This window comes from Nonomuraea sp. NPDC003707 (assembly GCF_053587055.1).
Genome location: NZ_JBSFNK010000001.1, coordinates 62,926 through 75,938 on the forward strand (window position 1 = coordinate 62,926; position 13,013 = coordinate 75,938).

Annotated in this window: 14 protein-coding genes; 6 read left to right on the forward strand and 8 right to left on the reverse strand. The window is 70.2% G+C overall.

The genetic code is table 11. The features are described from left to right. Positions 1–54 precede the first annotated feature (54 nt). On the reverse strand, positions 55–2,181 hold the full coding sequence (locus ACWDRB_RS00305; protein WP_449891246.1) for an NACHT domain-containing protein: 2,127 nt from the start codon (positions 2,179–2,181) through the stop codon (positions 55–57). Positions 2,182–2,581: 400 nt separating this feature from the next. Between ACWDRB_RS00305 and ACWDRB_RS00310 the strand changes: the two genes are divergently transcribed. The 3 genes from ACWDRB_RS00310 to ACWDRB_RS00320 all read left to right on the forward strand — a co-directional run bounded on the left by ACWDRB_RS00310 (position 2,582) and on the right by ACWDRB_RS00320 (position 4,577). Continuing rightward, positions 2,582–2,935, forward strand: a complete 354-nt coding sequence (locus ACWDRB_RS00310) for a YbaB/EbfC family nucleoid-associated protein (RefSeq protein ID WP_449891247.1) — start codon at positions 2,582–2,584, stop codon at positions 2,933–2,935. 61 nt (positions 2,936–2,996) lie between these two features. Continuing rightward, positions 2,997–4,007 carry a scabin-related ADP-ribosyltransferase gene (locus tag ACWDRB_RS00315; RefSeq protein ID WP_449891248.1) on the forward strand — a complete coding sequence of 337 codons (1,011 nt, stop codon included), beginning with the start codon at positions 2,997–2,999 and terminating at the stop codon, positions 4,005–4,007. A 6-nt stretch (positions 4,008–4,013) separates the two neighbouring features. Further along, positions 4,014–4,577 (forward strand): type VII secretion system-associated protein, encoded by a 564-nt coding sequence (locus tag ACWDRB_RS00320; RefSeq protein WP_449891249.1) that lies wholly within the window; start codon positions 4,014–4,016, stop codon positions 4,575–4,577. Positions 4,578–4,595: 18 nt separating this feature from the next. Here the strand turns inward: ACWDRB_RS00320 and ACWDRB_RS00325 are convergent, their stop codons facing one another. Then, complete coding sequence (locus ACWDRB_RS00325; protein ID WP_449891250.1) at positions 4,596–4,916, reverse strand: hypothetical protein; 321 nt, start codon at positions 4,914–4,916, stop codon at positions 4,596–4,598. Between the two features lie 93 nt (positions 4,917–5,009). Between ACWDRB_RS00325 and ACWDRB_RS00330 the strand changes: the two genes are divergently transcribed. Continuing rightward, positions 5,010–5,141: a hypothetical protein gene (locus ACWDRB_RS00330; RefSeq protein WP_449891251.1), complete on the forward strand. Its 132-nt coding sequence runs from the start codon at positions 5,010–5,012 to the stop codon at positions 5,139–5,141. A gap of 4 nt (positions 5,142–5,145) precedes the next feature. Here the strand turns inward: ACWDRB_RS00330 and ACWDRB_RS00335 are convergent, their stop codons facing one another. After that, on the reverse strand, positions 5,146–5,520 hold the full coding sequence (locus ACWDRB_RS00335; RefSeq protein ID WP_350722068.1) for a VOC family protein: 375 nt from the start codon (positions 5,518–5,520) through the stop codon (positions 5,146–5,148). Positions 5,521–5,653: 133 nt separating this feature from the next. Here ACWDRB_RS00335 and ACWDRB_RS00340 point away from each other — a divergent pair, with 133 nt between their 5' ends. After that, positions 5,654–6,463 carry a mechanosensitive ion channel family protein gene (locus tag ACWDRB_RS00340; RefSeq protein ID WP_449891763.1) on the forward strand — a complete coding sequence of 270 codons (810 nt, stop codon included), beginning with the start codon at positions 5,654–5,656 and terminating at the stop codon, positions 6,461–6,463. Positions 6,464–6,494: 31 nt separating this feature from the next. On the opposite strand, the gene ACWDRB_RS00345 is transcribed toward ACWDRB_RS00340, so the two are convergent. The 4 genes from ACWDRB_RS00345 to ACWDRB_RS00360 are packed head-to-tail and all read right to left on the reverse strand — an operon-like array spanning position 6,495 to position 10,434. Beyond that, positions 6,495–6,806, reverse strand: coding sequence for a DUF6401 family natural product biosynthesis protein (locus tag ACWDRB_RS00345; RefSeq protein WP_449891252.1), 312 nt, complete (start codon positions 6,804–6,806; stop codon positions 6,495–6,497). 27 nt (positions 6,807–6,833) lie between these two features. After that, complete coding sequence (gene pcaDC / locus ACWDRB_RS00350; protein ID WP_449891253.1) at positions 6,834–7,955, reverse strand: bifunctional 3-oxoadipate enol-lactonase/4-carboxymuconolactone decarboxylase PcaDC; 1,122 nt, start codon at positions 7,953–7,955, stop codon at positions 6,834–6,836. Next, positions 7,952–9,238, reverse strand: coding sequence for a lyase family protein (locus ACWDRB_RS00355; protein ID WP_449891254.1), 1,287 nt, complete (start codon positions 9,236–9,238; stop codon positions 7,952–7,954). The genes pcaDC and ACWDRB_RS00355 overlap by 4 nt, the downstream gene beginning before the upstream one ends. 29 nt (positions 9,239–9,267) lie before the next feature. Then, entirely contained in the window at positions 9,268–10,434 is a 1,167-nt protein-coding gene (locus tag ACWDRB_RS00360; RefSeq protein ID WP_449891255.1) for a 4-hydroxybenzoate 3-monooxygenase, read from the reverse strand. A 68-nt stretch (positions 10,435–10,502) separates the two neighbouring features. Here ACWDRB_RS00360 and ACWDRB_RS00365 point away from each other — a divergent pair, with 68 nt between their 5' ends. Then, a complete protein-coding gene (locus ACWDRB_RS00365; RefSeq protein ID WP_363965228.1) occupies positions 10,503–11,270 on the forward strand; it encodes an IclR family transcriptional regulator in 768 nt (255 codons plus the stop codon). On the opposite strand, the gene ACWDRB_RS00370 is transcribed toward ACWDRB_RS00365, so the two are convergent. Beyond that, positions 11,239–12,999, reverse strand: a complete 1,761-nt coding sequence (locus ACWDRB_RS00370) for a thiamine pyrophosphate-dependent enzyme (protein ID WP_449891256.1) — start codon at positions 12,997–12,999, stop codon at positions 11,239–11,241. The two genes, ACWDRB_RS00365 and ACWDRB_RS00370, sit on opposite strands and share 32 nt — an antisense overlap. Positions 13,000–13,013: the final 14 nt, after the last annotated feature.

Below are 13,013 nucleotides of genomic sequence, written 5' to 3' on the forward strand. Positions count from 1 at the left end.
ACGGCCGGGACGAACCATATTCGGCCGGGCCTTGCTTGTCGCGGGTAACAGGCGTCAACGTGGCTCGCGCCTCGTGTCTTCATCGGCGACGGCGAGGTGATCGTGCAACTCGGCATGCCGGAACTGGTAGACCGGTCCGGCAGCGCGCAACAGCCCGAGGCGGTGGGCATCATCGAGGAAGGGCATGAGTCGGCGGGGTAGCCGGCGAAGCATGGCCAGCCGGAGAACGGCAATGGTGAAGACCAGCCAAGCATGATGCTTGCCGGTCACGAGTCCGCCGGCGAGTCCGACGATCAGCCCCTGCAGGAATCCGGATACGAATGCGTCCCTGGAGCCCACACTGGACGCGTATGCGGGCACGAACACGGCCCCGAATATGAGCGCCGTCACCAGTCCGGAAAAGATTGTCTTGACGAAGGTGAGTGCCCTGTCAGCGCCCCACGTGGAGACAGCACTGCTGGCAGCGCGGGTCAGGGCAGGTCGCTCCGCCATGGCGACGAGCCCGAACGCGATCCCACCCGAGACCGCAAACAAGACTCCGTTAACGATGGCACTCGCGAAGGCCTCTTCCAGAGAAAAAGACCGGGCGGCGAATAGGAGCGTATAACTTGGCAGAACAGAGAATCCGAAAAAGAAACCTACCAGAAGGCCGAACCAGGAGCCGAAGAAGATCTGACTTCGGATGCGATGAGCGCCGGCTGACATTCTCCTCTGGAGACGAAGGTGGACACATCCAGGGGTGTCCTTGAACCATCCCTTGGCAAAGAGGCAGGAGACGACCCCGACCGGGAGCCCTGCAAGTAGCCCAAGGACGACCGCGGCCATGATCCCTGGGTACAGGTTCCAATAGGACCAGAGCCCGTACAGAAGTCCACTCAGCAGCCCTGTGACCATCCCGACCACAAGCCGCACTGCACCGGGTCGGAGGGTGTAACCGGCCAGGCGCCACCAGGCGAGGTCGCGGGAGTCACGGGTGAGGCGGGCGAGATAGGTCAGCCAGCGCCTCACTTGGTCGGGATCCCATTTCCGGTGAGGTCTGAAGGGCTCCGCGGGATCGTCCGACGGCAGGCGCGATGCGATAAGCGCGGGGATGAGCTGATCAAAGAGATGGGCACGCAGTGAGGGCGGATCCCGCAACCGGAGGTCGTGCAAGATCGGACCCGGGTCGCGTCTGGCAAGGATGTACGTGGCATGGATCAGCCACAGGCCCAGCGGGGTGGAAGCGATGCCGACCAGCGCCGGCGCGGCCTCCTTGCGTAGCGCTGCGAGAACCTCCGTCCAGGTGGGCCTGGGCTTGGGAGGAAGGCAAGCCTCCAGGTAATCGGCGGCCACATCGGGGGTTAGTGGCTGAGGTTCGATGACCGCCGCCGCGGTGAGAACATCCTCGTTCGCCTCGACCGCCTGCCTGAACTCGGTGGAGCGGCTGGTGAGGATCAGCTGGTCGGACTCGTCCATCGAGCTGTTGAGCGCGGCCAGCATCTTGGTGCGGGCATTCTCGGGCAGTTCGTCCAGCCCATCGAGTACGGGCAGAATCTCGCTGCCCTCCGCCAGGGCACGCGGCGCGTCCGAGCCGGGCTTTTCTGCGCGTATATCCGGGTAATCCATGCTGAGGCACTTCCCCAGCCAGTCGTGGAGCCGTGGGTAGGTTTCGGTGTCCCAGCGGGCCGCTGACAGGAATACCGGGACGGGCTCGTCCGGCTGGCGGGTCCGGATGAGTTCGCGCAACAGTTGCACCGCCAGAGTCGTCTTCCCCGAGCCCGGGCCGCCGAGAATCACCAGGCGTCGACATCTCAGCGCACGGAAGCCGCTGGTCAGGTGGGCGATGTCGGCGCCCTGGCCGCTGAACGCCAGTACGCCGCCGGCGATCAAACGGGGATGGTCCATGAGTTCGTCGTGTTCGGTGAGCCGCCAGGGGACGGGGATCGGGTGCGGGTCGCCGAGTGACCGCAGGGCGGCCTCGTGCTTCCACTGTGCGCCCACCTGCCGCGCCAAGATGTCCTTGACCCGTTCGATATCGCCGGTGGCCAGGGGCAGGGCCCGCTTTACTGCCTTCTGCCCCACGGCGAAAAGCACCTTCGCTGCCGAGAGCAGGAATCCGACCACCGCTACGATCGTCACTGCCAGCTGTACGTTTTTCAGCGAGACAACAGCGATCCAGATCATCACGGCGACCAGTGCCACGCCTGCCACGAGCGCCGCGGCCCGCCACCGAGAGCCCCATTGGCGTCCCATAGTCCCATCCTGCGAACGGTCGGCGTCGCCGCGTAACTGTGCGGCCCCAATCGAAAGGTTGATCATTAGGAAAGAGTCGCGCTCTGGTTCACGCGCAGGCCACGGCCGCCACAACCGGTGACCGGCTCGGCACGGTGTCCTTGCGGTCAGGCGTCCCCGGTCTGAGGGCCGGGGCGAGGCGAGCGCGGCTTCCACCAGACGTTCAGGTCAAGGAACTGCTCGCACTCCGCCGGAAGGGGTACGGACGGCCAAGATCGACGTGAGGTGTATGCACGCCGGATGAACTGTGCCTGAACGCTGATGATCTTCCGTGGCGGATGCCCGGCCCATGTCCCTAGCCTTGGCGATCATGGACTTACTGGATGAGTTCGTGGCGGTGCGGGAGACCGCCACCGCCTCGAACGGGCTGGTGACCGTGGAGGTGGACGGCACCTCCGACCTCACCGGGCTGAAGCTCGACCCGCGAGCCCTGCGGTTGCCCGCGGCCGAGCTGGCCGAGGCGATCAGGGAGGCGTTCGGCCGGGCCCGTACGGCGGCCCGGCAACGCGCCACCGAGGCCATCCCGGAAGTGCTGAAGCAAGACTCGCTGGAGCTGAACAGCCTGATCGACAAGGTCAAAGCCGACGCTCAGGAGGGCGTGAGCGAGCTCCTGGCCACCGTCAACGAGCTGACCCAGCGGCTGGATCGGTTGAAGCGGCAGTGAGCGAGAGGTTCGACGGGATCCTCCAGGTCGCCTCCTCGCGCCGTACGAACAGCAGGTTCTGATGGGGCTGGAACTGCCGGAAGCGCTCCGCCCACTGGTGCCGCTGACCGGTCACACCTGGACCGACAGCGACGAGGTGGGCCTGGCCGGCGCCGGTATGCGGCTGGCGCGGTTCGGCGACGACTCCACGCGCACCGCCGCCGAGGCCGACGACCTGACCAGCTGGGTCCGCAGCCGCAACGACAGCGAAGGGGTGCGGGCCTTCCACGACGACTGGCGAGACGAGACCGGCCTGGCAGCCGAGGGAGAGTCGGTCTCCGGGACGACCGTGCTCATCGGGCTCGCGTTGCTCGCCGCCGCCGTCATCGTGATCGTTTACAAGCTGACAGTCCTCTACTCACTCATGCGACTGGTGATGCGGCTGTCGGCGACGATATTCCTGCCGGGCGCCGGAGCAGCGGCGTACGAGGCCGAGAAGATCGTGGCGACCAGGCTACGCGGCACCTTCGGCGAGATGTTCACGCGCATGGTGCTGCGTCCGTTGGTCAAGGCGAGCGAACGCCTCGGCGCTCCCATGGCGCGAAAGCCGGGGCGGTGGCCGGCGTCCTTCCACGGCGACCGCCTGCACGCCGCCGCACGCCGTGTCGACCTCGGCAAACTCGGCGTGTCGAACCCGGTGTGGCGGACCGATCGCCGATTCCTGTGGCGCGGCGACGATCGACACCCCGACGAGATCTTCGAGAAGGGCTTCCATCCCAAGGGGGACCGTGTGACTTTGTCGATGCACCAGGATCAGCCCTATGACTCCGCATTCGTGTCGACGACGAGGAGCCCCAACTTGGGCCTCCTCCGCCAACAGGATTACCGGTACCTCATCGACGCTCCCGGGGGCCTCAACCTGAACCGGACGTTGCGGAGGAACAAGCTTCGGAACGGTTATCCGGACGAGCGGGAAGTAGCCTTTCCCGGCGGCATCGACCGCCGCTACATCGTCGGCGCGCAGGAGGTCCGGAGGGGTCGCGGCACCTACCGCAGGTTCATCCCCAATCCCCACTACGACCCCGGGAGCTGATCGCCGATGATGGAACCACCCCCGATCAGCGACGAGTTGCGTGCGGCGGCCCTTGCGAACCCCGGCCAGTGGCTCTACGTCATCGACGAGTATTTCGACCCCGAGGGCGAGGTGCCGCCGTTCGGCGTGGCGGGCGCCTGGCAGGTGGACGAACTCGGCCAGATAGCAGAGTTCCGCCCAAATCCGAACTACCGCCCTTCACCCCTCACCCTCGGCTACCCCGAACCGACCGACGAGCTGGACGCCGCGATCCAGCTCGGCTCCGCCGGCTACCTCGACGACGGCGAGATCGCCCCTCTCTTCCTGGACACCGACGTGCTGACCGGCGTCGGTGACGATGACCGCATCCCGCTTTTCGGCGACCACGGCGACAATGGCGACCGGGCCGCGCACGCGTACACGGCCCGGGATCACCTTCCGGCGACGCTCCCGGAAGGCGTACGAGAGTGGCGCGGCATCCGCGGCGGCGATTTGGTCGCCCTGCTCCCCCCAGGGGCCGGCGTCGCGATCAACCCCGCCACGTTCGGAGTCCACCTTCCGCGCGCCGATTTCGACCGGCTCCGTCCCTGATCACGGGCCCGCGAGGGGTCACAGCATGCGTTCGACGGCCTCGGACGACTGCTCGGACACGTGCTCGGCGCCCCTGTGGTTGCCGGACATGATCAGGACCTGCTCCGACACGGTGCCGTACCCGTCGGCGACGCCATGCCCCTTAGCGAACAGCCGCTCGACGAGGTCCTGGTAGATCGGTCCGGCCTGGGAGCCGAACTCGCCGCTCCCCCACGGGTCCTCCGCGGCGGACAGGTCGGCCTGCAGGGCCGTCACCTGGTCGCGCAGGGTGTCGGACAACCGGCGGAATTCTGAGACCGCCGTGGCGAGATCGCTGTACGAGACGTCCACCTCGCGCATGGCGACACCTCCCGGGCCCTGGGGACTGATCAAGTCTAGGGGCCTGTGGGGGCCGAGAAGTACCGAGAAGTTCCGCCTCCCCGTCAGGCGATCATGGGGCGAAAGCGTCCTGGAAGGGCGCCCGAGCGGAGCGAGGAGGGCTTCACGTTCGCCACCGTCGCCTCCGACCTCGTCCACCTCGAACAGGCGGCCGCCGCGCACCTGAAGGCCGCCAGGGACGGCTGAGGGGTCAGGGCCAGGTCCTCGCCTCCGCCTCGAACCGGTCGCTCTCCGCGGGCAGCACGCAGAGCAGGTGCCCGCCGGGCGCCCGCAGGATGCGGCACTCCTGCCACCGTGACACCTCCGTCGCGCCGAGCGCCAGCAGCCGCCGGGTCTCGGCCTCGACGTCGTCGGTCTCGATGTCGAGATGGAGCCTCGGCGCGTCGTCCACCGCCTGGACCGCCACATCCAGACCGGGAACGGCACCGTGCAACGAGGTGAACTGCTCGTACCCGGGAAGCGGGTGCGCGCTGGCCCCCAGCGCCGCGGCCCAGAACGCCGACGCCTGCTCGGCCTCGGAGGCGGGGGTGTCGATCAGAAGGGCATAGACCCGGCTGCGATGCATGTCGATCATCCTAGCCCGGGAGAACCTGTCCGAAATGTCGCCTTATGCGAAGTTTCGAATGCTCTGTGTGCATACACGGTTTATGTACGGGTAGCGCCGTTGCAGTGGCTCCTCACAGGAGGAAACCGTGGACATCAACATAGGCCAGGGCATCACGGATGCCTGGCGGCAGATAGCGACGTTCGTTCCGAAGCTGGTCGCGTTCCTGGTCATCCTCATCATCGGATGGATCGTGGCCAAGGCGCTGCAGAAGATCGTCGACAAGGTGCTCGAGCGCGTCGGCTTCGACCGGGCGGTGGAGCGCAGCGGCGTGCGGCGCTGGCTGGAACAGAGCAAGTACACCGCCCGGAGCCTGCTCGCCAAGATCGTCTACTATGCGATCCTGCTGGTCACCCTGCAGCTGGCCTTCAGCGTGTTCGGGCCGAACCCGATCTCGTCGATGCTGAACAGCGTGGTGGGCTGGCTGCCCGCGGCCCTGGTCGCCATCGTGATCATCGTGGTGGCGGGCGCGATCGCCATGGGAGTCAGGGACATCATCGCCGGTGCGCTCGGCGGGCTCACCTACGGTCGCTGGGTGGCGACCGCCGCGGCGGTCTTCATCTGGGCGCTGGGCATCATCGCCGCGCTCAACCAGATCGGGGTGGCCACCACGGTCACGACTCCGGTGCTGGTCACGGTCCTCGCCACCGTCGGCGCGATCGTGGCGATCGGCATCGGCGGCGGGCTCGTCCGCCCGATGCAGCAGCGCTGGGAGCGCTGGCTGAGCCGGATCGAGCGGGAGGCCCCGCAGGCCAGGGCGCACGCGGAGGCGTACCAGCGGGGGCGTGAGGACGCCCGCACGATGGCAGGGGAGCCTGTAAGCACCACCCCGGCGACCCCGGGAGCTCCGGGCGCTCCGACCGCCCCGAGCACCCCGCCGCGCTCCGAGATGCCCCCGGACTGAACCGTCTCCCCGCCTGACCCGGGCGGATCGGTCAGGCGGGGAGGCCGTCTTCCAGGAAACCCGCTTCGCGGGCCAGCCAGCAGACCGCCGTCAGCCGGAGCGCCGCCGCGTCCGGCTCGCCGGTGAAGATCCAGTCGCGCTCCCGCAGCTCGTCGAGGAAGCCCAGCAGGTAGTCGCCCAGGGTCTCCCGGTCCAGCGGGATGGCGTCGCGCAGCACCGCCGCGTGCTGGTCGACCGCGGCGACCAGGCCGGGGTCGCCGTCCATCCGGGCGAGCTGGGCATCGCCCAGCGTGTTCATCAGCCAGCGCAGGGGCGAAACCGCCCAACCCTCCTCAAAGACCACCAAACAACCTTAAAGCATCCCCCAAGGTCAGTGGCCCTCCGCGTCGATGTCGGCGAGCGTGCGGCGGGCCACCGCGAAGGCGGCGTTGGCGGCCGGAACCCCGCAGTAGACGGCCGTCTGGAGCAGCACCTCCTTGATCTCCTCGCGCGTGAGCCCGTTCCGCAAAGCCGCGCGGACGTGCATGGCGAGCTCCTCCATCTGCCCCCTGGCCACGAGCGCGGTGAGCGTGACGCAGCTGCGGGCGCGCCGGTCCAGGCCGGGCCGGTTCCAGATGTCGTTCCAGGCGTAGCGGGTGATCAGCTCCTGGAATTCGCGGGTGAAGTCGGTGGTGGCGGCGACCGCCCGATCGACGTGCGCGTCCCCGAGCACCTCCCGCCTGGTGCGCATGCCCGCCGCGAAGGCGTCCTCGGCCGGCTCGTCGCTGCGCAGGTGGCCCAGGAGGGCGGCGGTCACCGCGTCGGGGCGCTCCACGTTGGCCAGGTGCGAGGCCCTGGGCACCACCGTCAGGGACGCGCCCGGGATGTCGCCGGCCAGCGTGAGCGCGTGGTCGAGCGGCGTGGCCGGGTCCTCGGAGCCGGCGATCACCAGCGTGGGCGCGGTGATCTCCCCCAGGCGGCCGGTCAGGTCGAAGGCGGCGATGGCCTCGCAGCAGGCCGCGTACGACTCGGCGTCCACCTCCACGAACCGGTCGAACACCCCCTGGCCGTCGAAGCCGGGGGTGAACCAGCGGGTCCTCAGCGTCGGCACGAGCGCCGCGAGGCCCTTGCCGCGCACCAGCGCCGCCCGCTCCAGCCACGGCCCCGGCTCGCCGAACTTGGCCGACGTGCAGCACAGGACCAGGCTGCGCACCCGGTTCGCAGCTTTGACGGCGATGGTGGAGGCGATCGCGCCGCCGAGCGAGACGCCGCCGACCGCGAACCGCTCGTCCCCGACGAGCTCCAGCACGGCCCGCGCCAGGTCGTCGATGGTGAACCCGGCCGCGGCCGGGGCCGAGCCGCCGTGACCCGGCAGGTCGTACCTGAGGACCCGCCAGGACTCGGTGAGCGCGGGGAGCTGGGGCTGCCAGATCTCCACCGTGGTCCCGAGCGAGGGCCCGAGCACCAGCAGCGGCGCACCGGCCGGGCCGTCGATGCGGTGGTGGAGTTTCACGGTTGCTCCCGGTAGGTGGCGAGGATGCGATCAACGAGCTCGGGGGCCGCCCCCAGGTAAGCCGCAGGATCGAGCAGGTCGGCGTGGTCCTGCAGCGGGCCCTCCGCGGACAGGGCCTCGTCGAGCGCTTTGCGGTCGAGGTGGGCGGCCAGGCGCTCGGCGAGCAGCCGGCCGCCGGTCAGCTCGGCGTTGGCCCGCATCCGGTCGGGGAAGACCCGCAGCCCGGCCACCAGCTCGGCGGCGGTCTCGGCCGCGCCGCCCGTCAGGCGCAGCGCCTCGCGCAGGGGCAGCCACTCCGCCTGCCAGGCCCCCGCGGCTCGCTCGTGCTCGCCGACCTGCCCGAGGATCTGCGCGTACGCGGGCACCTGGAACGCGGCCGACCGGACCAGGACGGACAGGGCGGGATTGCGTTTCTGCGGCATGGCCGACGAGGAGCCGGCCGACGACTCGGCCACCTCCCCCACCTCGGTCTGGGCCATGAGGACGATGTCGGTGGCCGGTTTCCCGAGCGCGCGGGCCGTGGCGGTGAGCGCCGCGCCGAGCTCGGTGACGGGAGAGCGCTCCGCGTGCCACGGCATCGGGGGCGCCGCCAGTCCGATCTCCTCGGCGAACACCTCGGCCAGCAGCAGCGCCGTGCCCGCATCGGCACCCCGCACGCCCGCTGCCGGGGAAGACGCACCCGCGTGCTCGGCGAACGCGGCCAGGGTGCCGGCCGCGCCGCCCAGCTGGGCCGGCAGCCGCAGCTCCCGGAGCCGGGCCCGGGAGCGCATGAGACCGGCCAGCCACCCCGCCGCCTTCAGCCCGAACGTGGTCGGCACCGCCTGCTGCCCCAGCGTCCGCGCGGCCATCACCGTGTCCCGATGCCGCTCGGCCAGCTCGCTGAGATCCCGCATGATCGCGCTCAGATCGCCCACGATGCCGCGGATCGCCCGCGTGGCCACCAGCATGGCGGCGCTGTCCAGGATGTCCTGGCTGGTCGCCCCCCGGTGCACGGACGACGCCGCGCCCGGCACGGCCCGCCGCAGGTCGGCCACCAGGGGCACGACCGGGTTGGCCGACTGGCGGGCCCGCCGGGCCAGGTCGGCCGGGTCGAGCACCAGCGTGGCGGCCGTCCTGTCGATGGCCGCGGCCGCCTCAGAAGGGATGAGGTCCAGCCGTGCCTGGGCGCGGGCGAGCGCCCCCTCGGCCTCCAGCATGGCCCGCAGCCAGGCCGCGTCCGAGGTGATCGCCTCCGCCCGCGTCCCCGCCCAGACCGGGGCGAGCAAGCCGCCGTCAGAACCCACGCGGTCCACCTCCTCAGTCAAGCCATCATTCACGGCAGGCCCACGTAGTTCTCGGCCAGGGTGGTCGCCGCCGCCTCCGACGAGGTCACGTAGTCCAGGTACGACAGCTGCAGCCGCCGCGCGTACGGGTCCTCGTCCTCGAACGTGTGCAGCAGCGTCGTCATCCACCACGAGAAGTGCTGCGCCCGCCACACCCGCTTCAGGCACGCGTCGGAGTAGCCGTCGAGCAGCCCGGTCGAGCCGTCCGCGAAGTACGCGGCCAGTGCCTCGGTCAGCACGCGGACGTCGGCCACGGCCAGGTTGAGCCCCTTGGCGCCGGTCGGCGGCACGATGTGGGCGGCGTCGCCGGCGAGGTAGAGCCGCCCGTACTGCATGGGCTCGGCCACGAACGCCCGCATCGGCGTGACGCCCTTCTCCATGATCTCGCCGGTCGTCAGCGTGAAGCCGGGCACGCTCTCCAGCCGGGCCTTCAGCTCGGCCCAGATGCGCTCGTCCGGCCAGTCCTCGACCCGCGCGTCCGCCGGGACCTGCAGGTAGAAGCGGCTGACGGTGGGCGAGCGCATGCTGTGCAGGGCGAAGCCGCGCTCGGTCCTGGTGTAGATCAGCTCTTCCGACGAGGGCGCCACTCTGGCCAGGATGCCCAGCCAGGCGAAGGGATAGTCCCGCTCGTAAACGCTCAGAACGCCCTCCGGGATGGCCGGCCTGGACACGCCGTGGAAGCCGTCGCACCCGGCGATCACGTCGCAGTCGAGCCGCTCGCCGCCGAAGGTCAGGTAGGGCCCAGAATCCAGCTCGGACTCCAGCGAGTGCGCCTCCACGTCCGTGACCTCGAACCTGATGTCGCCGCCCGCCGCCAGCCTGGCCGCGATCAGGTCCTTGACCACCTCCTGCTGCCCGTACACGGTGATGGACCTGCCCGGCACGAGCTTCTCGAACGCGATGCGGTGGCCCGCGCCCCCGTACCTGAGCTCGATGCCGTGGTGCGGCAGCCCCTCGCGCAGCAGGCGCTCGCCGACGCCCGCCTCGACCAGCGTGTCCACCGTGCCCTGCTCCAGCACCCCGGCCCGCACCCGCCGCTCGACATAGTCGCGGCTGCGCTTCTCCAGCACCACGGAGGTGATGCCGCGCAGGTGGAGCAAGTGGGAAAGGAGCAGCCCGGCGGGGCCTGCCCCGATGATCCCGACCTGAGTTCGCATGAGGGAAGCATCCTGCCTCGACCGCTCTTGGCCGAGATTCTCCTTCCACTCAGTGGAAGAATGGCTCCATGGCAGGCGGGGCCCGGGAGGGCGGGCGCTCGGTGACGTCCAAGGTGCTGGCCATCCTGGGCGCGTTCGACTCCGCCCATCCGCAGCTCACGCTGACCGACGTGGCCCGGCGCAGCGGGCTGCCGCTGAGCACGGCGCACCGGCTGGTCGCCGAGCTGGAGGAGTGGCAGGCGCTGAGCCGCGCGCCCGACGGGCGGCTGCGGGTCGGGCTGCGGCTGTGGGAGCTGGGCCAGCTCGCGCCCGGCCGGCTCCACGACCTGGCCCATCCGTGGCTGCAGGAGCTGTTCGCGACCACGCGCGAGAATGTGCACCTGGCCGTGCGCGACGGGCTCGAGGTGCTGTACGTGGACAAGGTGTACGGCCGGCGGGCGGTGCCGATCGTGTCGCGGACGGGCGGCCGGCTGCCGATGCACCCGACGGGCGTGGGCAAGGCGCTGCTGGCGTACGAGCCGGACTGGTTCGTGAAGTCCTACCTGGCGCGCAAGCTCGAACGGCCCACCCCGCACACGATCACCGAGCCGGGCCGCCTGGCCAGGGAGCTGGCCGTCGTACGGGCCCAGGGGTACGCGCTGACGTACGAGGAGATGACCCTGGGCACCTGCTCGGCGGCGGCGCCGATCCTGGTGGACGGGCGGCCCGTGGCGGCCCTGGGCATCGTGCTGTCCTCACGGCGCGCCCGCGAGCTGCCCCAGCTGATCGACCCCCTGCTGAGCACCGCGGCGGCGATCGCGACGGCTATTCCCCCAGCCGCTGGATCCGGTCCTTGAACAGGGTCGTGGCGATGGCCGCCTTGTGCGGCTGCCCCTTGAGGAACGCCTGCGCGAAGCTCTTCGCCTGCTCGTAGGTGACCTTGGCCGGCATGGGCGGCTCGTTCGGGTTCACGTCCACGTCCACCAGCGCCGGGCCGTCGTGCGCGAGCGCCTGGCCGATCGCCATGGCGACGTCCTCCGACTTGGTGACCTTGGCCCCGAACCCGCCGCACGACCTCGCCCAGGCCGAGAAGTCGGCCTCCGGCTCCGGGAAGCGCACCCCGTGCTCCGGGTAGCCGAGCACCATCTGCTCCCACAGGATCTGCCCGAGCGAGTTGTTGTTGTTGATGATCACCTTGACCGGCAGCCGCTGCTGGACCGCCGTCAGGAACTCGCCCATCAGCATCGTGAACCCGCCGTCTCCGACGTACGCGATGACCTGCCGTCCGGGGTAGGCGTGCTGCATGGCGATGGCGTACGGCAGCCCCGGGGCCATCGTCGCCAGCGTCCCGGACAGGTAGAACTGGCGCTCGCCACGGATCGTCCAGTGCCGGGCGGCCCAGGTGGCGATGGTGCCGCTGTCGCAGGTCATGATGGCGTCGTCGGTGGCGAGCTCGTCCACGATGGACACGACGTACTGGGGCGCGATGGGATCCCGGTCCGGGTTCTCCAGAGCGTCCATGTCCGCCCGCCACTTGTCCATCATCTCCTGATATTTCCGCAGGTGGGCGTGGCGGTCCCGGGCGGTGAGCAGCGGCAGCAGCGCCCGCAGCCCCTCCTTCGCGTCGCACACCACGGGCACGTCGGTCGCGATCCGCGCCCCCGCCCTGGTCGGGTCCGCCTCGAACTGCACCACCCGCGCCTGCTCCGGCAGGAACTTGGAGTAGGGGAAGTTCGTGCCGACCATGAAGAGCACGTCGGCCTCGTCCATCAGCTCCTCGCTCGGCCGGGTGCCGAGCAGCCCGATCCCGCCCGTCGTGTACGGCGAGTCGTCCGGGATGACCGCCTTGCCGGGCAGCGTCTTGGCCACGGGAGCGCCGAGCGCCTCGGCCACGGCCAGCACCTCCTGCCGGGCGTGCAGCGCCCCCTGCCCGACGAGCATGGCGGGGCGCCGGGCGTTGTTGAGCACCTCGGCCGCCCATTCGACATCCTCCTGGCGCGGCAGGCCGGACGGGCGGAGGTAGAGCGGCGCGGTCTCCGGCAGCCGCGCCGGGGTCACGGCCCGGTACGGGGCCATCCCCGCCTCGGCCACCTGCAGGTCGTTGGGCAGCGTGAGATGGGCGACCCCGCGCCGCGCGTAGGCGGTCCTGATCGCCAGGTCCACCAGCGAGGGCAGCTGCGCCGGGTTGGTGATCATCATGTTGTACTCGGCCACGTCCTCGTACAGCCGGTCGAGGTGCACCTCCTGCTGGTAGCCGGTGCCCAGCACGGACGTCTCCTGCATGCCCGTGATCGCCAGCACGGGCACGTGGTCCAGCTTGGCGTCGTAGAGGCCGTTGAGCAGGTGGATGCCGCCGGGCCCCGAGGTGGCCAGGCACACGCCGATCCGGCCGGTGGCCTTGGCGTAGCCGGTGGCCATGAAGGCGGCCGCCTCCTCGTGGTGGACGAGGACGAAGCGCACCCGGTCACGGTGGCGCCGCAGCCCTTCCATGATGCCGTTGATGCCGTCGCCCGGCATGCCGAAAACGGTGTCGACACCCCACTCGGCGAGCCGCTCTACCAGGGATTCCGCTGCGATTCGAGCCATGGGAGCCGCTCTAC

Bases quoted from the DNA above. Each gene is read 5' to 3' on its own strand.
- ACWDRB_RS00310 (WP_449891247.1), top strand. From the start codon at position 2,582: ATGGACTTACTGGATGAGTTCGTGGCGGTGCGGGAGACCGCCACCGCC.
- ACWDRB_RS00330 (WP_449891251.1), top strand. From the start codon at position 5,010: ATGGGGCGAAAGCGTCCTGGAAGGGCGCCCGAGCGGAGCGAGGAGGGC.
- ACWDRB_RS00335 (WP_350722068.1), bottom strand. From the start codon at position 5,520: ATGCATCGCAGCCGGGTCTATGCCCTTCTGATCGACACCCCCGCCTCC.
- ACWDRB_RS00320 (WP_449891249.1), top strand. From the start codon at position 4,014: ATGATGGAACCACCCCCGATCAGCGACGAGTTGCGTGCGGCGGCCCTT.
- ACWDRB_RS00315 (WP_449891248.1), top strand. From the start codon at position 2,997: ATGGGGCTGGAACTGCCGGAAGCGCTCCGCCCACTGGTGCCGCTGACC.
- ACWDRB_RS00360 (WP_449891255.1), bottom strand. From the start codon at position 10,434: ATGCGAACTCAGGTCGGGATCATCGGGGCAGGCCCCGCCGGGCTGCTC.
- ACWDRB_RS00370 (WP_449891256.1), bottom strand. From the start codon at position 12,999: ATGGCTCGAATCGCAGCGGAATCCCTGGTAGAGCGGCTCGCCGAGTGG.
- ACWDRB_RS00325 (WP_449891250.1), bottom strand. From the start codon at position 4,916: ATGCGCGAGGTGGACGTCTCGTACAGCGATCTCGCCACGGCGGTCTCA.
- ACWDRB_RS00365 (WP_363965228.1), top strand. From the start codon at position 10,503: ATGGCAGGCGGGGCCCGGGAGGGCGGGCGCTCGGTGACGTCCAAGGTG.